Below are 20,358 nucleotides of genomic sequence, written 5' to 3'. Positions count from 1 at the left end.
GGCCATCATGCGCACGAGCTGGGAGGACGGACGTTGGGGCGGCTGACCGGCGGGGACCCCTCTCTGTTGCGGCGGATCAACTCCGCGGTGGTGCTGCACGCGCTGCGCGCCGCGGACTTGGCGACGCTCACGGAGATCACCCGCGTGACCGGACTCTCCCGGCCCACCGTCGAGGGGGTCGTCGAGGGGCTCATCGAGGCCGGGCTCGTGGTGGAGTCCGCGGCCGAGGAGAGCGGCGCTCGACGTCAGGGCCGGCCCGCACGGAAGTTCCGCTTCCGTGCGGAGGCGGGGCACCTCCTCGGCCTGGAGATCGGCCCGCACCGCGTCGCCGCGGCCCTCTCCGACCTGGACGGCAAGGTCCTCGGCACGGCGTCCAAGGACGTCTCGGAGGCTGCGCCCGCGGACGAGCGCCTGGAGCGGCTGCGCACCGTGGTCGCGGATCTGCTGCGCCGCGCGGGCATCGCCCGCAGCTCGCTGCGCGCCGTCGGGGTCGGCAGCCCCGGCATCGTGGAGGTCGACGGCACGGTCCGGCTCGGCACGGCGCTGCCGGAGTGGACGGGGCTGCAGCTGGGCGAGCGCCTTCGCAGGTCGTTCAAGTGCCCGGTGCTCGTGGAGAACGACGCCAACGCGGCGGCCGTGGCCGAGCACTGGAAGGGCGTGGCGACCGACACGGACGACGTGGTGTTCGTCCTCGCGGGGCTGAGCCCGGGGGCCGGGTCACTGATCGGCGGACGGCTGCACCGTGGTTTCGGCGGCGCGGCCGGGGAGATCGGCGCGCTGCATCTGCTGGGCCGCGAGGTCACTCCGGAGACGCTGCTCTCCACGACGGGCGAGCCGCTGCACCCGCTGGACGAGCAGGCCGTGGCCGAGGTGTTCGCCCACGCGCGCGAGGGCGACGAGCGGGCGCAGGCGGCCGTGGAGCGCTTCATCCAGCGGCTCGTGCACGACGTGGCCGCCCTGGTACTCGCCCTCGACCCCGAACTGGTCGTCGTGGGCGGCTGGGCCGCGGGTCTGGACGGCGTACTGGAGCCGCTGCACCGCGAGTTGGCGCGCTACTGCCTGCGGCCGCCCCGGGTGGCGCTCTCGCTGCTGGGCGAGGCGGCCGTGGCCACCGGGGCGCTGCGGCTCGCGCTCGACCATGTCGAGGAAGAGCTGTTCGCCGTCGAAGGAACGGTCACGGCGCGGCGGTGAAGTAGCGGCACGCGGCACGCCCGAAGCCCGGGGAAACACAACGCGCCCGGCACGGGGCCGGGCGCGGGATGCCGCGGCGACGTCCCGTGAGGACGTCGCCGCTGACGGCGTCAGGAAGCGCGCTGTTCCGGTCCGTGGTGGATCTCCACGCCGCCGGAGTCACCGAAGGTCAGTCGGCAGGTGTCCGCGCGATACGTGGCCATGGACACCGCCGCCGTACGCCCTTCGGCGAGGAAGCGGGTCGTCACGACGAGCACCGGTGCCCCGGGGAGACGGTCGAGCGCCTTGGCGTCGTCCGCGCGGGCCGAGCCGAGTTCGACGGCCCTGTCCTGTCCTTCGAGGCCGAGCCTGGCCAGTTCGCGCAGGACCACGCGCGCGCGGGCCGCACCGGACGGCGCGTCCATGCCGGTCAGTTCGGGAACCGACGACGTCGGGATGTAGAGCAGTTCGGCGGCGACGGGCTGGCCCTGCGAGACCCGGGTACGGCGCACCACGTGCACCTGCTCCTCGGGAAGGGTCTCCAGCATGCGGGCCACGTCGGCGGACGGGACCGCCGGTGCGCAATCCGCGGGCTGCCAGGCATCGCCGACCGCGCCCGGCCACGTGCCCTGCGCGGATCCGACGGCCACGCCCATCCGCGGCGGAGCGACGGTCGTGCCGACTCCGCGGCGGCGCTGCAGCCTGCCTTCGAGTTCGAGCTGCTCGAGCGCTTGGCGCAGGGTGGCGCGTGCGACACCGAACCGGGCGGCGAGATCGCGTTCGTTCGGCAGGATCTCCCCCACGGCGAACTCGGAGTCGAGCGCCTCACTGAGCACGGTCTTCAGATGCCAGTACTTCGGCTCCGGCACCGTTTCGAGCTGCGTGGTCCCCACCCTGTCCTCCGCAATCGCCGTGCAACGGCGGCGTTTAAGCGCCCTTGTTTATTAAAGGTTCCTGCACTATCTCTGCGACCATAGGGCCGCACCCACCCTTGGTCAAGACCAATCCTCGATCCGTTACAGCCCGCACAGGGGTGATGCCACAGAGCATTCATGCGCTGTTCGCGAGAGGCCAAGCGGTCGTAATCAGCCACGCGCGCCAGGTGGGCACAAAAGTGAGCCCCCGCCGCGTCGGCGGGGGCTCACGTCGTACCGTTTTGTTCCTCGATGGGCGATATTCCAGAGGTTTATTACGGAACGAGCGTGATGAGCTTGTCTGGATTGCGGACGATGTAGACGCGCTGGACGCGCCCGTCGGCGATCTCCAACTGGAGGACGCTGTCCGGCTTGCCGTCGATGATGACGAGCAGCGACTCGGCGCCGTTGACCTCGATGAAGCGGAACTCCACCACGGCGCCCTCGGTGACCCCCTTGCGGGCGGCGCCCTGGATGAAGCGGCCCACCTTGTCCGCGGACTCGACGACACGCAAGGGCGCTCTGGCCTTGCCGCCGCTGTCGCCGACGAGCCGGACGTCCGGGGCGAGGAGCGACATCAGTCCGCCCAGGTCGCCCCCCGTCGCCGCGGCCAGGAACCGCTCGGTCAGGTCACGCCGTTCGGCGGGGTCCACCTCGAACCGCGGCACCCCCTCGTCGACATGCTTGCGGGCCCGTCCGGCGAGCTGGCGCACGGCCGCCTCGCTGCGGTCCAGGGTCTGCGCGATCTCGGCGAACGGGAACCCGAAGGCCTCGCGGAGCACGAACACGGCGCGCTCCAGGGGCGAGAGGGACTCCAGGACGACGAGCACCGCCATGGACACGGACTCGGCGAGCACGGCCTGCTCGGCGGTGTCGGGTACCTTCGCGCCGAAGTCGGTGACGTACGGCTCGGGGAGCCAGGGCCCCACATATGACTCGCGCCGCGACTGGAGGTGGCGCAGTCGGTCGATGGCGAGGCGGGTGGTGACGCGCACCAAGTAGGCGCGCGGTTCGCGCACTTCACCGCGGTCGGCCGTCGACCAGCGGAGCCAGGCATCCTGGACGACATCCTCCGCGTCGACCACCCGGCCGAGCATGCGGTAGGCGACGCCCATCAAAACGGAACGGTGCTCTTCAAAAACATCGGTCATGCTGTCGGTAGCCACCCCTCCATCCCAGCCGACGCACCCCCCGCTGTCCAGGCGAAATCGATGCGGCGCACAGCACATATGGCCAGCCGCCGGGCGAGGAACGGGCCCTTGGGCAACGCCGATCCGGCCGCCCTCTTGAAGTGGCGCCTACTGAGCGGTAATTGTTGCTGACAACGAGTCTAAGGAACCGTCGACCGGGACGGGGACAGGAGCAGCCATGGCCGCACAGGTGTCCTTCAGCGTCGCATCACCCAGCGGCCCGCGGGAGCTGACCGTCGCCTACGAACGGGCGGGCGCGGGCGAGCCGTTGCTCCTCCTGCACGGCATCGGGCACCACTGGCAGGCCTGGTCCCCGGTGTTCGACATCCTGGCCGCCGAGCACGACGTGATCGCCGTGGACCTGCCGGGCTTCGGCGAATCCGCCGCGCTGCCGGACGGGTTGCCGTACGACCTCGCGACGGTGACGAAGGTGCTCGGCGCGCTGTGCGAGGCGCTGGAGATCGAGCGCCCGCACGTGGCGGGCAACTCCCTGGGCGGGCTGCTCGCCCTGGAACTCGGCAGGGAGAAGCTCGTACGTTCGGTCACCGCGCTGTCCCCCGGCGGCTTCTGGACAGAGACCGAACGCCGGTACGCCTTCGGCACGCTCCTCGCGATGCGGCGCGGCGCGCGCATGCTGCCGCGCCCTGCGATCGAGCGGCTCTCCAGGACGGCGGCCGGGCGGGCGGCGCTCACGGGCACCATCTACGCCCGGCCCTGGCGCCGTTCACCGGAGGCCGTGGTCGCCGAGACGCTCGCGCTGGGTGCCGCCACCGGGTTCGAGGAGACGCTGGCGGCCGGGCGCGACGTCCTCTTCCGGGACGACGTGCCGGGCCTCCCGGTCACCGTGGCGTGGGGCAGCAAGGACCGGCTGCTCCTGCGCCGCCAGGGCATCCGCGCCAAGCACACCATCCCGGGCGCGCGTCTCATCCGCTTGACCGGGTGCGGTCATGTGCCCATGAACGACGACCCGGCCCTGGTCGCCCGGGTCATCCTCGACACCTGCCGCTGAGGGCTCAGGAGTTGGACCAGCCGCGCCGGGAGAGGACCAGGCGGTAGCCGTCCGGGTCCTCGATCGTGACGCCCCATTCGTTCCAGTAGGGGTTGGGCGAGAGCACGCGCCTGCCGCCGTGCTCCTCCAGGCGCACCACCAGGTCCTCGGGGACCTCCTCGTCGAGGTAGATGACGAGGAGGTCCTCCTCGGTGGGCCGCGGCAGGACGGGCGCGGCCGCCTCGTGGACGAGTTCGAGGTGCCAGGAGGCGTCGGGCCAGCCCAGCATCAGCAGATCGTGCTCACCGGGGGCGTCGCCGCCCTCCGCCCGGTACAGCTCGCTCAGGCCGAGCCCCCCGGCCCAGAAGTGCTCGGCCGCCGCGAGGTCGCGTGAGGGGCGGGCGATACGGATGTGGCTCTGGCCGTTGACGGGCACGGCGTCCCCCTTCTGTCCGGCACGCCCGGTGACGTGCCCTGAGGCGAGCCTAGGCACCGCCGATCTTGCGGACATCGGCCGTACGCCCTCGTCCTCGCGGCCCCCGGCTCCGTCCCGCGACCCTGGCGATCGGTCCGCAGTCCTGCGACCGGCGACCTAGGTCCGGTCCGGGTTCCGGGGACTTGGCCCGAACCGGTGCAGGTGTTGTCCGCGCGGCGGTTCCCCTGAGCCCGTGGGGAGTTGTTCACTTGTGCTTCGCGTGGGCGCTGTGGCGCACCACCGGTCGGCCCACCGCACACTGGTCGCACCCGTCACTGGAGGCGCATTCATGTCATCACGTCAGCCGAGCCCGTCCCCCCGTCGCCGCAGCGTGCTGCGCGGATCGCTCGCCGTCCCGGCGGCGCTGGCCGTGCCCGCACTCTCCGGGGCGGCTCCTTCGCTCGCCCTCGCGGGGCGCCCGAAGGCGGACTGGGGCGTGCAGGCCGGGGACGTGACCGCGCACTCCGGTCTCGTGTGGGTCCGCTCCGACAGGACCGCCCGCATGATCGTGGAGACGTCGGCCACCGAGTCGTTCCGCAACCCCCGCCGCTGGCACGGCCCGTTGCTCGGCCCCGGCACGGACTTCACGGGCACCACCCGGCTGCGCGGCCTGCCGGCCGGTGAGCAGATCCACTACCGCGTACTCCTCGCGGATCCCGACGATCCATGCCGTACGGGCGAACCGGTCGCCGGTACGTTCCGCACCTCCCCCAAGAGCCGCAAGGAAGACGTGCGTTTCCTGTGGTCCGGCGACATCGCGGGACAGGGGTGGGGCATCAACCCGGACCGCGGCGGCTATCGCGTCTTCGAGGAGATGCGCAGACGCGACCCGGACTTCTTCCTGTGCAGCGGCGACAACATCTACGCGGACGGGCCGATCCTGCCCAGCGTCACACTGCCCGACGGCACCGTGTGGCGGAACGTCACGACGCAGGAGAAGTCAAAGGTCGCCGAATCGCTCGCGGAGTTCCGCGGCGCGTTCCGCTACAACCTGCTCGACGAGAACCTGCGCCGGTTCAACGCCCAGGTGCCCTCCATCGTCCAGTGGGACGACCACGAGGTGCACAACAACTGGTACCCGGGGCAGATCCTGACCGACGCCCGCTACACCGAGAAGAACGTGGACGTCCTCGCGCAGCGCTCGCTGCGGGCGTTCAGCGAGTACTTCCCGGTCTCGACGCTGCCGCCCGGCGACGAGGACGGGCGGGTGTACCGCGTGCTGCGGCACGGGCCTCTCCTGGACGTGTTCGTGCTCGACATGCGCTCGTACCGCAACGCCAACTCGCCGGGCAGACAGCCCGACGACACCGTCGGGATCCTCGGCGCCCGCCAGCTCGCCTGGCTGAAGCGGGAGTTGTCGCGTTCGCGGGCCGTGTGGAAGGTGATCGCATCCGACATGCCGCTGGGGCTCGTCGTGCCCGACGGCAGCACGAACTTCGAGGCCGTCGCGCAGGGCGACCCGGGCGCGCCGCTCGGCCGTGAGCTGCAGATCGCCGAGCTGCTGCGGCACATCAAGCACCGCGGGATCACCGGCACGCTGTGGCTGACCGCCGATGTGCACTACACGTCGGCTCAGCACTACGACCCCTCGCGCGCGGCGTTCAAGGACTTCGCGCCGTTCTGGGAGTTCGTGTCCGGGCCGCTGGCCGCAGGCGGCTTCCCCGCGACGAAGCTCGACGGCACCTTCGGCCCCGCGCAGCCGTTCATCAAGGCACCCCCGCGCGCCAACACCTCGCCCGCCGAGACCCCGCCGTACTACGGAGAGGTCGACATCGACGGCGGCAGCGGCGTACTGACGGTGCGGCTGCGGCAGGAGGGCGGCGGCGTGCTGTTCACACAGGAGCTGCAGCCGGGGCGTGTGGGGCAGTAGCGGCAGGCGATGCGGGGCGCCGGCGACCGGAGGATCGGGATCAATCGGGCAGATGGCCTCTTAACCCATCGGTCACAAGGCGTTTGTGATCACGCAACACCGGTCGTTCACAGTGACCGTATGAGAGCTGACCTGTCTGATGTGACCCGGACCAAGCACGGCCGCCCTGTCCACCACTGGCGGCGTGATGTGGTCGAACTGGCCGCCCTGTTCACCGCCGTCGCGGTGGCGGACGCCGTGGCGAACATGGTGGGGCACGGGCCCGACGGTCCCGCCCTGCTCGTGATCTCGGCCGTGGTGCTGCTCGCCACGGTCGGGTTCCACACCTGGTGGGCACGGCGCCACGAGCACGCCCCGCCGCCCCTGCCCGATATCGGCGCCCGGCCCTCCGCCGTCGCGGAGCAGGCCGGGCCCACGCCGTCGCACGCCGCGCCGGGGCACCCCGTGGCACCGTCGGGCGCGACGACCCTGTGGCGGATGCGCACGACGGTGCGGGACGAGCCCGGCTCGCTGGCCGCGCTGTGCATGACGCTCGCCGAGCGGCGCGTCGACATCCTCAGCCTGCAGGCGCACCCGCTGGCCGACGGCACCGTCGACGAGTTCCTGCTGCGCGCCCCCGAGGAGCTGTCCGCCGCCGAGATCACCCGGTCGATCGCCCGGGCGGGCGGCTCGGGGACCTGGATCGAGCGCGCCGACGCCCACGACCTCGTCGACGCCCCCACCCGGATCCTCGGCCTGGCCACCCGCACCGCGCTCGACGCCGCGGAACTGCCCCTCGCGCTGCGGCACTTGCTGGGCCGCTGCACCATCCGCTCACTGCCCGCCGCCTCGCGGACCGCGGCACGCGACGACGAGGCCGCGCCCGCCGAGGGCACCCCCGTCGACGGCGTACTCGAAGGAACGGTGCTGCGGCTCAAGGGCCCCGAGGGTGAAGTGATCACGGTGGAGCGGCCGTATCTGCCGTTCACGCCCACCGAGTTCGCCCGGGCGCGCGCCCTGGTGGAGCTCGACACCCGGCTCGGTCCGCGCATCCCGCGCAGCCAGGACGTCCTGACGCTGCCCGAGGGCAACTCCATCACCGTGCGCCGGGCGGACACCGCCGACGTCGAGGCCGCCAAGGCCATGCACGACCGCTGCTCGGCGCGCACGCTCGGCATGCGCTACCACGGCCCGGTCCACGACGTCGACCGCTACCTCAACCACCTGCTCAGTCCCCGGTTCGGCCGCACCCTCGCGGTGCAGACCGCGTCGGGCCGCATCGTCGGCATCGGGCATCTCCTCTGGGACGGCGACGAGACCGAGATCGCGCTGCTCGTCGAGGACGAGTGGCAGCGGCGCGGCATCGGCAGCCAGCTGCTCGGCCGCCTGGTGACGCTCGCGGTCGAGGCGGGCTGCGAGAGCGTGTACGCGGTGACGCAGGCGTCCAACACGGGGATGGTCGCCGCGATGCGCGGGCTCGGCCTGCCGCTCGACTACCAGATCGAGGAGGGCACGCTGGTGATCACGGCCCGCCTGGACGCGACGCCGGTCAGTTCACGGCTGCCGTACGACCACGCCCGACCGCTCGACGCTCGCGCCGGGGAGCACCAGCAGGCGGAGCACTGACCCGCCCGAGGGCCCGGTCCAGGTCGGACCAGAGGTCCTCCACGTCCTCAAGACCCGCCGACATGCGCAGCAGCCGGTCGCTCACGCCGGACGAGCGCCGGTCCGCCGGGTCGACGACCCGGTGACTGATGGACGCCGGATGCTGGATGAGCGAGTCGATGCTGCCGAGGCTGACCGCGGGGGTGATCAGACGTACTCCCGCGATCACCTCGTGCGGGTCGCCGCGCACCTCGAAGGCGACCATGGCGCCGCCGAGACGCGGATAGTGGACGTGGGTCACGCGCGGGTCGGCGGCCAGGCGGCGCGCCAGTTCCGCCGCGGTCGCCGACGCCGCGCGCACCCGCACGGGCAGCGTGGCGAGACCGCGCAGGAGCAGATAGCCGGCGAGCGGATGCAGCACCCCGCCGGTGGTGAACCGCACTTGGCGCAGCCGTCGCGCAAGCTCCTCGTCGCAGGCGACCACGCCCCCGAGGACGTCGCCGTGCCCGCCCAGGTACTTCGTGGCGCTGTGCAGCACGAGGCGGGCGCCGCTCTCCGCGGGCCGCTGGAGGACGGGCGTCGCGAAGGTGTTGTCGGCGAGCAGCGGCACCTCGCCGCAGGCGTCGGCGACGGCGGCCAGATCGAGTTCGGCGAGCGTGGGGTTGGCCGGTGACTCCACCATCACCAGGCCGGTGTCCGGGCGGATGGCGTCCGCGATGCCCTGCGCCGGGCTCGTCCCCGGGTCCTTGCCGGGCGGATCCCACCGGTCCACCCACGTCACCTCGGTGCCGACGAGCCCCGCGGTGAGCAGGTGGTCACTGCAGCCGTACAGCGGCCGGACGGCGACGACATGGCGCAGGCCCGCCGCCGCCCGGACGAGGACGACCGCGGTCAGCGCCGCCATGCCGCTGGCGAACGCGACCGCGCTCTCGGTGCCTTCGAGCCGGGCGAGGGCGGTCTCGAAGCGGGCGACGGTCGGGTTCCCGAGGCGGCCGTACACGGGCGGCCCGCCGTCCACCGCGCCGTCGGCGGCGAACGCGTCGATGCGGGCGGCCTCGCCGCGACTGTCGTAGGAGGGGTAGGTCGTGGAGAGGTCGATCGGCGCGGCGTGCAGGCCGAGTTCGGCCAGATCCTCCCGCCCGGCGTGCACGGCCTCGGTGTCCAGGGCGCGCGGCGGTGTGCCGCTTTGAGCCATCGGCCGTCGCGCCGTGCCACCCGCTGCCGCCCGTCGGCCGGGGTCCTCCGGGGCCGGGCGGACTGCCGTGTTCGTGTTCGCGTCCATGTGCCACAGCGTGAACATCGGCCGGGGTCGGAGCCCCACATGCCGTGCTACGTTCGGCCGATGGCCGATTCCGTCGCACTCGACCCGGTGGATCTGCACATACTGCGGCTGCTGCAGAACGACGCCCGGACCACCTATCGCGATCTGGCCGCGCAGGTCGGTGTCGCGCCGTCCACCTGTCTGGATCGTGTGACGCGGCTGCGGCGTTCGGGGGTGATTCTCGGACATCAGCTGCGCCTTGACCCGGCGAAGCTCGGACGTGGCCTGGAAGCGCTGCTCTCGGTGCAGGTGCGCCCGCACCGCCGCGATCTCGTGGGTCCCTTCGTGGACCGGATCAGGGCGCTGCCGGAGGCGTTGTCGCTGTTCCACCTCACGGGGCCGGAGGACTTCCTGGTGCATGTGGCGGTGGCCGACCCGGCGGATCTGCAGCGGCTCGTCCTCGACGAGTTCACCGCGCGGCGCGAAGTGGTGCGCGTGGAGACGCGGTTGATCTTCCAGCAGTGGGCGTGCGGCCCGCTGCTCCCGCCGCATGCCGACGCGGCCGCGCCCCGTGACTCCTCCGACGAATCATGATGACGCGCACCCCTTCCCCGTACGAGGATGTCCGCATGTCAGCCACGAAGAACCCGCAGGAGAACACCGACCAGCTCCCCCGTGATGTCGCCGACGCCTACGTCGACGAACTCATCGCGCTCGACCCGATCACCGGCACCTACCTCGGTGTCGAGGAGAGCAACAGCAGGCTCCCCGACACCTCGCCCGCGGGCCAGGAGGCCCTGGCGCGGCTCGCGCGGACGACCCTCGCGCGCCTCGACGAGGCGGAGCGCAGGCCGGGCGCCGAGAGCGAGATCGAGCGCCGGTGCGGCCGGCTTCTGCGGGAGCGGCTCACCGCGGACCTCGCGGTGCACGAGGCCGACGAAGGGCTGCGGGCGGTCGGCAATCTGCACACCATGCCGCATCAGGTGCGGGAGATCTTCACCGTGACGCCCATGGACACCGAGCAGGACTGGGCGGCGATCGCCGAACGCCTTCGGGCCGTGCCCACCGCGTACGAGGGGTACCGCGCGTCCCTCGAACTCGGCCTGGAACGCAAGCTGTTCGCGGGACCGCGCCCCACCGACACCTTCATCGGCCAGCTCACGGAGTGGGCGGGCACCGGCGGCGCGGACGGCCGCGGCTGGTTCGAGGACTTCGCGGCCGCCGGGCCCGACGCGCTCCGCGCGGAGCTGGACGCGGCCGCGCGGGGCGCCACCGCGGCGGTCGTGGCGCTGCGCGACTGGATGCGGGACGTCTACGCCCCCGCGATCGAGGGCTCCCCCGACATCGTGGGCCGCGAGCGCTACGCCCGCCTCTCCCGTCAGTGCAACGGCGCCGACCTGGACCTCGACGAGGCCTACGCGTACGGCTGGTCGGAGTTCCACCGGCTGCTCGGCGAGATGCGCGCCGAGGCCGAGAAGATCCTGCCCGGCGCGGCCACCCCCTGGGTCGCCCTCGCCCACCTCGACGAGCACGGCACGCACATCGAGGGCGTCGAGGAGGTCAGGGTCTGGCTGCAGGACCTGATGGACGAGGCGATCCAGGCGCTGGACGGCACCCACTTCGAACTCGCCGAGCGGGTACGGAAGGTGGAGTCCCACATCGCCCCGCCCGGCGGCGCCGCGGCCCCCTACTACACGGGCCCCTCCGAGGACTTCTCACGCCCCGGCCGCACCTGGCTGCCGACGATGGGCGACACCCGCTTCCCCGTGTACGACCTGGTCTCCACCTGGTACCACGAGGGCGTGCCCGGCCATCACCTCCAGCTGGCCCAGTGGGCGCACGTCGCGTCGGACCTCTCCCGCTATCAGGCGACGGTCGGCATCGTCAGCGCCAACGCCGAGGGCTGGGCGCTGTACGCGGAGCGGCTGATGGACGAACTCGGCTTCCTCACCGACCCGGAGCGCAGGCTCGGCTATCTCGACGCCCAGATGATGCGTGCGCTGCGCGTCATCGTCGACATCGGCATGCACCTGGAGCTGGAGATCCCCGCGGACTCGCCCTTCCACCCGGGCGAGCGGTGGACCCCCGACCTCGCCCAGGAGTTCTACGACGCGCACTGCAGCCGCCCGACGGACTACGTGACGAGCGAGATGACCCGCTATCTGACCATCCCGGGTCAGGCCATCGGCTACAAGCTCGGCGAGCGCGCCTGGCTGCTGGGCCGCGAGAACGCGCGGCAGCGGCACGGGGACGCGTTCGACGCCAAGGCCTGGCACATGGCCGCGCTGTCCCAGGGGTCGCTGGGCCTCGACGACCTGGTGGACGAGCTGTCGAAGCTGTGAGGCGGCGGAGGGCGGGTCCTCAGCGACGGATCCCGCCCTCCGAATCGATGACCTGCCCGGTGATCCACTCGGCCTCGTCCGTGGCGAGCCACGCGATGAGCCGGGCCGGGTCGTCGGGCATGCCCCAGCGGCCCGCGGGGAAGAGCGCCTCGATGTGGGCGTAGGCGTCGCCGGTGAGGTAATCCGTGTCCACGGGGCCGGGGTTGACGGTGTTCACGGTCACGGCGAGATCGGCGAGTGTCGTCGCGAGCGAACGCGTCACGGAAGCAAGCGCCCCCTTCTGCAAGGCGTACGCGATCTCCTCCGGCATGCCGCCCGCGATGTCCTGCCCCGACGTCATCATCACGACCCGCCCGCCCGGGGTCCGCGGCGCGAGCTCCGCGCGCAGCCGGGCGTACGCCTGGACAAGCAGGATCACCGAACGCGTGTCGACCGCCCAGTGCGCGTCCAGCATGGCGGCGTCGATCGCGTCGAGCGGGCCGTCGTCGCCGCTCAGGGCGTGGTTGGCGACGAGGATGTCGATGCGCCCGCCGAGCTCTTCGGCCGCCGTGGCGATCAGGGCGGCCGGGGCACCGGGCTCCGTCAGGTCTCCCGGCCCCGTCCGGACCGGGGCATCGGGATCGCCGAGCGCCTCCCGCACCCCTTCGGCCACGTCCTCGGGGCGGTCGGCGCCCCAGGGCATCGCGGCGTCGTGCGGGACGTGGTGGTGGAGATACACACCGGCCCCGTACGCGGCGAGGCGGCGGGCGACGGCGTACCCGATGCCGCCGCGCCGACTGGCACCGGTGACGAGGGCGGTGCGCCCGCGCAACGGGAGCGGATCGCGGCGCAGTTGGGCTGCGGTGGGGTGCGGAAGATGCGGCATGACAGATCATGATGCGCGCCGGGCGGCCGATGCGCACGTGGATTCCTCGTCGCCGAGCGCGGCGACCGCGGCGGGCGGCCCCGCCCGCCGGCACCTCAGCAGCCGCAGTCCTCCGCGTCCAGCGGCGCCGTGAGCGCGTCCGTGGCACGCCGCTCGCTGCCCTCCCAGGTCTCGAACTCGAAGCCCTCGCGCGCCCAGTACTCGAAGCCGCCGAGCATCTCCTTGACCTGGAAGCCCAGTTGGGCGAGGGCGAGCGCCGCGCGGGTCGCGCCGTTGCAGCCGGGGCCCCAGCAGTAGGTGACGACCGGCACGGACTTGTCCAGAAGCGCTTCCGCCTGCTCGGGGATGAGGGTGGTGGGCAGGTGGACGGCGCCCGGGATGTGCCCCTGGTCCCAGGAGGCGGTGGAGCGCGAGTCCACCACGACGAACCCCGGGTCACCGCCCGCGGCGAGCGCGGACGCCACGTCGGAGACGTCCGCGTGGAAGGCGAGGCTCGCACCGAAGTACGCGGCGGCCGCGGCCGGGGACGCGGGCGGGACGCGCAGAACGGAGTTGGTCGCGGTGGGGGCAGGGGCGCTGAGCTGCGTGTTCGTGTTGTTCATGGCAGAAAATCTACGGGTGGGTGCGGGATCCCTGAAGTGCTGATCCCCGGCATCTCGGCGGGGTCACCGTCGAATCCCCGGTGAATCGCGGGTGGCTCAGGGGTGATGCACGGCACCCCCTCCCTGAGTCGGCCGAGCAGCCCGTCCCGGAGCGGTCAACAGGGTTGTCGCGAAAGGCGGTTGCCAGGAGGGTGGCTCTTGCGTCGAGAATGGTCCGGACCAGGAATCCGTTTGATCATGCGGCAGATCGCAAGCTCACGCGACGAGCCATGCCCTGCCACGGGACACTTCCGCACGCCCTTTCGCGACGATATGCCCGCGCACGAACGGGATCGCCCCACACCTGGACAGCAACGCCCAACCCCTTGCGCCGCCCGCGACACCTCTGTCACATTCACCGCAGCCAGAGATGGCATGCACGCGACAGAAGATACCCGCCTTCCGTGCGCGCGCCCCAACTGCATACCTATGCAGCGCCGTCCTCATCCAGGACGTTTCATCCCCACACAATGGAGACGAACGTGCGAATATCCAGACTCGTCCCCGCACTCGCGGCCACCGCACTCGCCGTCCTGGGGCTGGCCCCCACGGCCTCGGCCCAGGCGCCGAAGAGCGCGGACGCTCCCGCGGTGGCCCAGGCCAACCCGGCCCAGCCGATCATCGGCGGCGGCTACGCGAGCAACGCCCCCTGGGCGGCCAGGCTCTTCTCCAACGGCCGGCAGACCTGTAGCTCCACGATCATCGCCCCCACCTGGATCCTCACCGCGAAGCACTGCGTCAGCGGCGGCGGCCTCTCGTTCCGCATCGGCAGCCTCGACCAGACGTCCGGCGGCACGGTGGCCAACGGCATCCGCGTCCAGAGCCACTCGACCGCGGACCTCTCGCTCGTCCAGCTCGACCGTTCCGTGCCGGGCACCTACGCGCAACTGGGCAATCCGGGTACGGTCCAGGTGGGCCAGACCGTGCAGGTGTACGGCTGGGGGGCGACGTCCCAGTGCAGCCCGGAGATCAACTGCCAGTCCCAGCGCCTGAAGGTCGCCAACGTCGTGGTGACCGGCGGCTGCACGGACGCCTACGGAGGCCGCGCCATCTGCGCCCGACGCGGCGACGGCATCACCGCGGGCGGCGACTCGGGCGGCCCCATGATGGCGGGCGGCCTCCAGGTCGGCGTCGCCTCCACCAGCGACCGCCAGACCACGACCGCGTACGCGAACGTGACGGCGTACCGCTCCTGGATCCAGAGCATCGCGGGCGTCTGACAGGGCATCCCACAGGGCGTCGCCTCTGCGCACGCGGCGCGCGGGGGCGACGCGCCCCGACGGGCAATATGCGGACGAGCAGGACAGTTCCCCGGCACACCTCTTGATCGGCCGGGGATTTCCCTGTTACCTCTCCGACATGACCGGTTATTCCACGGACGCCACCGACTGGCGCATACTCGACGTCCTTCAGCGCGAGGGCCGCTCCAGCTACGCGGAGTTGGCGCGCGCCGTCTCGATGTCCGCAAGCGCCGTCACCGAGCGCGTCCGACGCCTGGAGGAGGCCGGGGTCATCCAGGGGTACGCGGCGGTGGTCGACCCGGAACGACTGGGTCTGCCCATCCTCGCGTACGTACGGCTGCGCTACCCGAACGGCAACTGCAAACCCTTCCACGACCTGATCGACGCAACACCCGAGATCCTCGAGGCCCACCACGTCACGGGCGACGACTGCTTCGTCATCAAGGTCGCGGCCCGCTCCATGAGCCACCTGGAAGAGGTCTCGGGGCGGATCGGCGCCCTGGGCTCCGTGACGACGAGCGTCGTCTACTCGTCCCCCTTGCCGCGACGCCCGCTCGGCCGCTGAGCGCCATTGCGGGGTCAGCACACGCCCCGGCAGGACGTGTGTGACGCGGGTGTCTTCCGGGGGAGTTCAGGGTCGGAATGGTAGATGAGGCCATAGGCTCCGGGGTGCGGAACACACTCCTTGCTCTCAGGTGGGGTGCCGACCACTCCTGGAGCTCGCCAGCACCGGTCACCTTCCTCGCGATCCTGTCCACGAGGTCGGCCTGCTCGCCCCGGCCGGCCCTCAGACCCCGCCCCGCTGCCGTACGACCGACCCGGCCCGCCCCTTCACGACCTCCAACTGCGCGTGCACGCGGCGCCGCAGGTCTGCGACGTGGCTGACGATGCCGACGCTGCGGTCCCGTTCGCGGAGGGAGTCCAGGACGTCGAGGACCTCGTCGAGGGTCTGGTCGTCGAGGCTGCCGAAGCCCTCGTCGATGAAGAGGGTGTCGAGCCGGACGCCGCCCGCCTCGTCGGTGACCACGTCCGCGAGGCCGAGGGCGAGGGCGAGGGAGGCGAAGAACGTCTCGCCGCCCGAGAGGGTCGCCGTGTCGCGTTCGCGGCCCGTCCAGGCGTCGACGACGTGCAGGCCGAGGCCCGAACGGCCGCGGCCCGTGCGGTCGTCGGAGTGGACCAGGGTGTAGCGGCCCGACGACATGCGGCGCAGCCGGACGGTCGCGGCCGCGGCGACCTGTTCGAGCCGGGCGGCGAGCACGTACGACTCCAGGCGCATCCTGCGTTCGTTGTCGGCCGATGTGCCCGCGGCAAGGCCTGCGAGCCGCGCCACCCGGTCGTAGGCGGCGCGCAGCGGGGCCAGTCTGCGCATTCCCGCCGTGGAGCGGGCGGAGAGCCGGTCGAGTTCGGTGCAGCGGCGTGCCGCGGCGTCCCGCGCGGAGGAGGCGGAGCGCAGGCGGTGCCTGGCCGCCTCGGCCTCGGCGAGTGCCGACTCCGGGTCTGCGGGCGGCTGTTGCGCGGCGGCGGCCGTGTCCGGCTCGGCGAGGACGGCGCGCACCGCGGCCCGGTCGTTGCGCCAGGCGTCGATGCGGTGCTGCAACTCGCTGTACCGGGCGTCGTCGAGGAGGGCACCGGCCGCCTGCCCGGGCGTGTCGAACCCGGCCCGGAAGGCGGCGTCGGCGAGTCGCGCGTCCGCGTCCTTGAGGCGCTCCGCGGTGTCGGCGGCGGCACGGGCGGCGTCCGCGGCCTCGGTGAGCAGCGCTGCCTGCCGCTCCAGCTGTGCCGCGCGCGCCGCGACGCTGCCGCTGGCGCCGCGCGCGCGGGTCAACTCGGTGTCCAGTGACTCCTGTTCGCGGTCGAGCGCGTCCCGCAGGGTGGCCCGGGACGCGGCGCGCGTCGCGGCCTCCTGCTGTCCGGCGAGCCTGCGGTCGTACTCGCGCTCGGCGCGGGCGAGCGCCTCGCGGGCGGCGTGCAGCCCGGAGGCGCGGTCGCGGGCCGCGGCGTACGCGTGGCGCAACGCGTCGACGGCCGAGGCGAGTTCGTCGACGGAGGGCTCGGCGGGCGGGTCCTGCCGTTCGATGTCCTCCCCCGCCGATACCGACGTCGAGGTCGAGGTCGGCATGTCCGGATCCGTCGCGGTGTCGGGCTCCCCCGTCGCCCCGCCGCGCGCCGCCGCCGTGGCCGCCGCCAGCGCTTCGCGTACGTCACCGAGTGCGCGTTCGGCGGCGGTGCGGATCTCGTCGGCGCGCCGGTGGGCGGCGAGTGCCGCTTCTTCCGCGCCGCGGTCCACGTGTCCCGCGATCTTCCGGGCGGGGGCCGGGTGTTCGGTCGCGCCGCACACCGCGCACGGTTCGCCGTCGGTCAGATGGGAGGCCAGCTCGGCCGCGATGCCGGTGAGGCGCTGCTCCTTGAGGGCGAGCCAGTGTTCGTGGGCCGCGGTGGAGCGTTCGCGTGCGGCGAGGGCGCGTTCGTGCGCGGTGGCCGTGTCCTGGGCGAGCCGGTCGCGTCGGCGGGCGGCGTCGAGGCGGGCCTGCGCCGGTTCGACGCGTCCTGCCAGGCGCTCCGCGTGGGTCGCGGCCTCCTGGGCGGACTCGATGCGTTCCTGGAGTGCCGCGCGGGTCGCTTCCCAGCCGTCGAGCCAGCCCGACGCGTCCTGGAGCAGTTCGTCGTCGGCCCGCTCCTGGCGCTCCAACGCGGCACGTTCGGCGGTGATCTCGGTCAGCCGGTGCTCGGCGCGCCGGGCCGCCGTGAGGCCGCCCAGTTCCTCGCTGGCCTTGCGCGCGGCGGCGGCGAGTCCCGACGCGCCGGAGTCGGCGAAGGCCTCCGGGAGGCGGCCACGCGTGCGTGCCTCGTCCTGCGCGGCGCGGCGGTGCTCCGCCTCCGCTGACTCGCGCAGGCCGAGGGCGGGGGCGACGGTCTCGGCCTTTCTGGCCCGGTCGAGGCGCTCCTGGATCTCCTGGTGCTCGGCCTCGCGCGCGTCGAGGTGCGCCGCCCGCTCCTTGGCCTCCGTGAACCGCCGCTGCAGTCTGTCGAGTTCGCGTACGTCACCGAGTCGGCGCTCCGTGGCGACCTGGGCGGATTCGGCCGCCGTGAGGGCGCAGTGCGCGATGGTGAGGCGTTCGCGGGCGCTCGTGCGGGCGACGGCGGCCCAGGTGAGGATCTCGGACGCGAGGCCCGGGTCGCCGGGTGCGACGTCGGGCAGGGGCAGTTCGGCGCCGCGGCCGCCGTCGTCCGCGGCCTGCTGCATGCGGTGGGCGTCGGCGAGGAGTGCCGCGTCGCCCTCCTTGACCTCGGCCTCGGTGGTGCGCCGCTGTTCGGCGAGCCGCTGCTCCACGGCGGCGAACCTGCGCGTGTCGAAGAGCCGCCCGAGGAGCTTGCCGCGCGCTTCGGCGTCCGCGCGCAGGAACCGTGCGAAGTCGCCCTGGGGCAGGAGCACGACCTGGCAGAACTGTTCCTTGCTCATGCCGAGGAGCTGGCCGATCTCCTCGCCGATCTCCTGGTGGGAGCAGCTGAGGTCCTGCCAGGCGCCGGTGCCCGTGTCCCCCGCCGCCCCGGGATCGTACGCACGGAGCCAGCTCTGGGCCTTCTCTGTGGTGGTGCCCGTGCCGCGCTTCTTGGGGCGCTCCCACGGCGGCTGGCGGGTGATCTCCAAACGGCGCCCGGCGACGGTGAGTTCGAGGCACACCTCGGTGCGCGTGCCCTGCTGCGCGTGGTCGCTGCGCAGGCTCATGCCCTGGCCTCCGCCGCTCTGCCGGGCGCCCGGCACCGAGCCGTACAGCGCGTAGCAGACGGCGTCGAGGACGGATGTCTTGCCCGCGCCCGTCGGTCCGTGCAGCAGGAAGAGCCCGGCGGACGACAGGTCGTCGAAGTCGATGTCCTGGGTGGTGCCGAAGGGCCCGAAGGCGGTGATGCGCAGTCGGTGGAGTCTCATCGGGCCACCTCGTGCAGCGTCTCGTCGGTGCGGACGGAGTCGAAGGCCGACCGCAGCACGGCCTGCTCCTGTGCGTCGGGGCCCGCGCCGCGCACATGGACCACGAAGTCCTCGGCGATCTGCTGGTCGCTGCGGCCCCGCAGGCGCTGGGCGTACGAGACGTCGGGGTCGTCGGGGGCCCGCTCCGGGTCGAAGACGAGGCTGAGGGTGTGCGGGAAGCGCTCGCAGAGCCGGGCCATCGGGTCGTCGGGGCGGACCGCGTCGGTGAGGGTGGCCTCGACCCAGGCGTCTTCGTGGCGGGCGAGGCCGGGGTCGGCGAGCAGATCGTCGAGGGAGCCACGGATGCGGGCGAGCGCGCGTGGCACGGGGCAGTCGACGCGCTCGGCCGTGATGTCCCCGTCGGCTCCGAGGTCGACGAGCCACATGCTCTTGCGGTGGTCGGCCTCGGAGAAGGAGTACGGCAGGGGGGATCCGGAGTAGCGCACGCGCGTGTCGAGGGTCTGGCTGCCGTGCAGGTGGCCGAGTGCCGCGTAGTCGACGCCGTCGAAGACCGCCGAGGGCACGGCGGCGACCCCGCCCACCGTGATGTCCCGCTCGCTGTCGCTGATCCGGCCGCCGGTGACGAAGGCGTGCGCGAGGACGACGGAACGGGTGCCCGGGGCGCGGGTGGCAAGGTCGGCACGGACGCGGTCCATGGCCGCACCGATGACCGCCTCGTGGCCCGCCTTGGCGACCCCGAACTCGTCCTTCACCAGGGCGGGTTCGAGATAGGGCAGGCCGTAGAACGCCACGTCCCCGTGCGGGTCGGCGAGGATCACGGGCTCGGCGCAGGCCGACGGGTCGGTGCGCAGATGGATGCCCGCGCGGTCGATGAGTCCGGCGCCGACGCCGAGGCGCCGGGCCGAGTCGTGGTTGCCGGAGATCATGACCGTCGGCACGCCGAGGTCGGCGAGGCGGTGCAGTGCGTCGTCGAACAGCTCGACGGCGGCGAGCGGCGGCACCGCCCTGTCGTACACGTCCCCGGACACGACGACGGCGTCCACCTCCCGCTCCCTTGCGGTGCGGACGAGGTGGCCGATGAACGCGGCTTGGGCATCGAGCATGTTCACGCGGTGGAACGATCGCCCCAGATGCCAGTCGGACGTGTGCAGCAGCCTCATGATCCCCGAGACTAACGGGCGGGTCGGACATCACGGGCGGCTACTCCCGCAACGGCCTTCTCCCGTCACGCGTCGCCGTACGCCTCTCCCCCGAGTTCGAACACCGCGCTGCCCGCCGTGGCGTCGGCGAGCCAGCCCCGGAAGGCGTCCACGTCGGCGTCGGGAAGTCCGATCTCGATCGTCACCGCCTCTCCGTAGTGGACGTCACGCACCTCGCGGCCCGCCGCGCGCAGGTCGTTCTGGACCTTGCCCGCGCGCTGGTGGTCGACGGTGACCGTGGCGAGGCGGAAGCGGCGCCGGGTGACGGTGCCGAGGGTGTCCAGGGCCTCGCCGACGGCGCCTCCGTAGGCGCGGATGAGTCCTCCGGCGCCGAGCTTGACCCCTCCGTAGTAGCGGGTCACGACCGCGGCGACGTACCGCATGTCACGGCGCAGGAGCATCTGCAGCATGGGGACCCCCGCGGTGCCGCCTGGTTCGCCGTCGTCGCTCGCCTTCTGGACGGCGGCGTCGGCCCCGATCACGTACGCGAAGCAGTTGTGGGTCGCGGTCGGGTGTTCCTTGCGGATGCGCGCGACGAAGTCCTGCGCCTCCTGTTCGGTGGCTGCGGGCGCGAGGGCACACAGGAAGCGCGAGCGGTTGATCTCGGTCTCGTGCACGCCCTCGTGGGCCACTGTGCGGTACTCGTCCTGCATCACGCCAGCGTAGGCGCTCATCAAGGGCCGCCCCGAC

General features: G+C 72.7%; 17 protein-coding genes. 8 read left to right on the top strand and 9 right to left on the bottom strand.

The genetic code is table 11. From position 1 onward, the window contains the following. Nucleotides 1–33 precede the first annotated feature (33 nt). Nucleotides 34–1,191: an ROK family transcriptional regulator gene (locus tag ACFWZ2_RS06815; RefSeq protein ID WP_384542885.1), complete on the top strand. Its 1,158-nt coding sequence runs from the start codon at nucleotides 34–36 to the stop codon at nucleotides 1,189–1,191. Nucleotides 1,192–1,301: 110 nt separating this feature from the next. Here ACFWZ2_RS06815 and ACFWZ2_RS06810 read toward each other — a convergent pair whose 3' ends face one another. Together ACFWZ2_RS06810 and ACFWZ2_RS06805 are read right to left on the bottom strand one after the other, a co-directional pair. Then, nucleotides 1,302–2,063: a GntR family transcriptional regulator gene (locus tag ACFWZ2_RS06810; RefSeq protein ID WP_384542882.1), complete on the bottom strand. Its 762-nt coding sequence runs from the start codon at nucleotides 2,061–2,063 to the stop codon at nucleotides 1,302–1,304. A 296-nt stretch (nucleotides 2,064–2,359) separates the two neighbouring features. Beyond that, nucleotides 2,360–3,250, bottom strand: a complete 891-nt coding sequence (locus ACFWZ2_RS06805) for an RNA polymerase sigma-70 factor (RefSeq protein WP_384542880.1) — start codon at nucleotides 3,248–3,250, stop codon at nucleotides 2,360–2,362. Between the two features lie 202 nt (nucleotides 3,251–3,452). Here ACFWZ2_RS06805 and ACFWZ2_RS06800 point away from each other — a divergent pair, with 202 nt between their 5' ends. Then, the gene (locus ACFWZ2_RS06800) at nucleotides 3,453–4,283 is read left to right on the top strand and encodes an alpha/beta fold hydrolase (RefSeq protein ID WP_384542878.1); all 831 of its coding nucleotides are present in this window, start codon (nucleotides 3,453–3,455) and stop codon (nucleotides 4,281–4,283) included. 4 nt (nucleotides 4,284–4,287) lie between these two features. On the opposite strand, the gene ACFWZ2_RS06795 is transcribed toward ACFWZ2_RS06800, so the two are convergent. Beyond that, nucleotides 4,288–4,698 carry a VOC family protein gene (locus tag ACFWZ2_RS06795; RefSeq protein ID WP_384542875.1) on the bottom strand — a complete coding sequence of 137 codons (411 nt, stop codon included), beginning with the start codon at nucleotides 4,696–4,698 and terminating at the stop codon, nucleotides 4,288–4,290. A gap of 328 nt (nucleotides 4,699–5,026) precedes the next feature. Here ACFWZ2_RS06795 and ACFWZ2_RS06790 point away from each other — a divergent pair, with 328 nt between their 5' ends. Both ACFWZ2_RS06790 and ACFWZ2_RS06785 read left to right on the top strand, forming a co-directional pair. After that, entirely contained in the window at nucleotides 5,027–6,607 is a 1,581-nt protein-coding gene (locus ACFWZ2_RS06790) for an alkaline phosphatase D family protein (protein WP_384542872.1), read from the top strand. 120 nt (nucleotides 6,608–6,727) lie between these two features. Continuing rightward, complete coding sequence (locus ACFWZ2_RS06785) at nucleotides 6,728–8,212, top strand: GNAT family N-acetyltransferase (protein ID WP_384542870.1); 1,485 nt, start codon at nucleotides 6,728–6,730, stop codon at nucleotides 8,210–8,212. On the opposite strand, the gene ACFWZ2_RS06780 is transcribed toward ACFWZ2_RS06785, so the two are convergent. Beyond that, nucleotides 8,136–9,386, bottom strand: coding sequence for a trans-sulfuration enzyme family protein (locus ACFWZ2_RS06780; RefSeq protein ID WP_384543361.1), 1,251 nt, complete (start codon nucleotides 9,384–9,386; stop codon nucleotides 8,136–8,138). The two genes, ACFWZ2_RS06785 and ACFWZ2_RS06780, sit on opposite strands and share 77 nt — an antisense overlap. Nucleotides 9,387–9,533: 147 nt before the next feature. On the opposite strand from ACFWZ2_RS06780, the gene ACFWZ2_RS06775 reads away from it, so the two are divergent. Both ACFWZ2_RS06775 and ACFWZ2_RS06770 read left to right on the top strand, forming a co-directional pair. Next, nucleotides 9,534–10,046, top strand: a complete 513-nt coding sequence (locus ACFWZ2_RS06775) for an Lrp/AsnC family transcriptional regulator (RefSeq protein ID WP_384542867.1) — start codon at nucleotides 9,534–9,536, stop codon at nucleotides 10,044–10,046. Nucleotides 10,047–10,081: 35 nt separating this feature from the next. Continuing rightward, entirely contained in the window at nucleotides 10,082–11,794 is a 1,713-nt protein-coding gene (locus ACFWZ2_RS06770) for a DUF885 domain-containing protein (protein WP_384542864.1), read from the top strand. 19 nt (nucleotides 11,795–11,813) lie between these two features. Here the strand turns inward: ACFWZ2_RS06770 and ACFWZ2_RS06765 are convergent, their stop codons facing one another. Together ACFWZ2_RS06765 and ACFWZ2_RS06760 are read right to left on the bottom strand one after the other, a co-directional pair. Next, nucleotides 11,814–12,659, bottom strand: a complete 846-nt coding sequence (locus tag ACFWZ2_RS06765; RefSeq protein ID WP_384542862.1) for an SDR family oxidoreductase — start codon at nucleotides 12,657–12,659, stop codon at nucleotides 11,814–11,816. Between the two features lie 95 nt (nucleotides 12,660–12,754). Next, a complete protein-coding gene (locus tag ACFWZ2_RS06760) occupies nucleotides 12,755–13,261 on the bottom strand; it encodes a rhodanese-like domain-containing protein (RefSeq protein ID WP_384542860.1) in 507 nt (168 codons plus the stop codon). Nucleotides 13,262–13,782: 521 nt separating this feature from the next. On the opposite strand from ACFWZ2_RS06760, the gene ACFWZ2_RS06755 reads away from it, so the two are divergent. Together ACFWZ2_RS06755 and ACFWZ2_RS06750 are read left to right on the top strand one after the other, a co-directional pair. Further along, on the top strand, nucleotides 13,783–14,520 hold the full coding sequence (locus ACFWZ2_RS06755) for a S1 family peptidase (protein WP_384542857.1): 738 nt from the start codon (nucleotides 13,783–13,785) through the stop codon (nucleotides 14,518–14,520). A 139-nt stretch (nucleotides 14,521–14,659) separates the two neighbouring features. Then, the gene (locus ACFWZ2_RS06750; protein WP_384542854.1) at nucleotides 14,660–15,106 is read left to right on the top strand and encodes an Lrp/AsnC family transcriptional regulator; all 447 of its coding nucleotides are present in this window, start codon (nucleotides 14,660–14,662) and stop codon (nucleotides 15,104–15,106) included. A gap of 222 nt (nucleotides 15,107–15,328) precedes the next feature. Here ACFWZ2_RS06750 and ACFWZ2_RS06745 read toward each other — a convergent pair whose 3' ends face one another. From ACFWZ2_RS06745 to ACFWZ2_RS06735, 3 genes are all read right to left on the bottom strand, one after another. Next, nucleotides 15,329–18,469: an AAA family ATPase gene (locus tag ACFWZ2_RS06745; RefSeq protein WP_384542852.1), complete on the bottom strand. Its 3,141-nt coding sequence runs from the start codon at nucleotides 18,467–18,469 to the stop codon at nucleotides 15,329–15,331. After that, nucleotides 18,466–19,629, bottom strand: coding sequence for an exonuclease SbcCD subunit D (locus ACFWZ2_RS06740; protein WP_384542849.1), 1,164 nt, complete (start codon nucleotides 19,627–19,629; stop codon nucleotides 18,466–18,468). Before ACFWZ2_RS06740 ends, ACFWZ2_RS06745 begins: the two co-directional genes overlap by 4 nt. Nucleotides 19,630–19,694: 65 nt before the next feature. Then, nucleotides 19,695–20,321, bottom strand: a complete 627-nt coding sequence (locus ACFWZ2_RS06735) for a YigZ family protein (protein ID WP_384543359.1) — start codon at nucleotides 20,319–20,321, stop codon at nucleotides 19,695–19,697. Nucleotides 20,322–20,358: the final 37 nt, after the last annotated feature.

The organism is Streptomyces sp. NPDC059002 (assembly GCF_042740435.1).
Lineage (GTDB): Bacteria > Actinomycetota > Actinomycetes > Streptomycetales > Streptomycetaceae > Streptomyces.
The sequence above is the reverse complement of the archived record's forward strand: the minus strand, read 5'-3'. Positions and strand labels throughout refer to the sequence as shown.